1 protein-coding gene is annotated in these 682 nt (G+C 75.8%); it reads right to left on the reverse strand.

From position 1 onward, the window contains the following. Positions 1–118 precede the first annotated feature (118 nt). On the reverse strand, positions 119–682 hold a 564-nt coding region (locus NS220_RS19070; RefSeq protein WP_153004398.1), incomplete at its 5' end, for an NAD-dependent epimerase/dehydratase family protein.

The raw sequence follows: 682 nt of genomic DNA on the forward strand, positions 1-682 counted from the left end.
CGGCCGCGCGGGACCCGAGCCGGAACCCCGGAGTCACGGCTGGGCGGGACCGGAGCCGGAACCCCGGAGTCACCGCCGGGCGGGGCCGAGAACCCGCGGAGCTGCAGCCGTGCGGGGCTCAGACCCGGGAGAGGCGGCGCAGGCCCTCGTCCAGCGACACCGCCGGGGCCCAGCGCAGGTCGTGGCGGATCTCGGTCTGGTCGAACCAGTGCGCGGTCGACAGCTGCTCGGCGAGGAAACGGGTCATCGGCGGCTCGTCCTCGCCCGGGCGCACGGCCCACACGCGCTCGACGAGCGCCCCCGCGACCTTCGCCAGCCCCGCGGGCACGCTGACCCGCGGCGGCTGGACACCCGAGGCGCGGCAGATCCCGGCGAGAAGGTCGCCGACCGGGCGCGGTTCGCCGTTGGTCAGGACATAGGCGCGTCCGCTGACGGCGTCGACGCGGTCGAGGGCGGCGACGATTCCGGATGCCGCATTGTCGACGTACGTGGAGTCGATCAGCGCCGTCCCGCCGTTCAGCAGCGGCAGGCGCCCGCGACGGGCGCGGTCGACGACGCGCGCGATGAGCTGCGTGTCGCCCGGACCCCAGACGAGGTGCGGCCGGATCGCGACGAGCGAGAGAGCGTCCCCCGCCCGGGAGAGCGCGATCAGCTCCGCCTCGGCCTTGGTGCGGGCGTACTC

Origin of the sequence: Microbacterium testaceum, assembly GCF_001476655.1 — a bacterium.
Lineage (GTDB): Bacteria > Actinomycetota > Actinomycetes > Actinomycetales > Microbacteriaceae > Microbacterium > Microbacterium testaceum_C.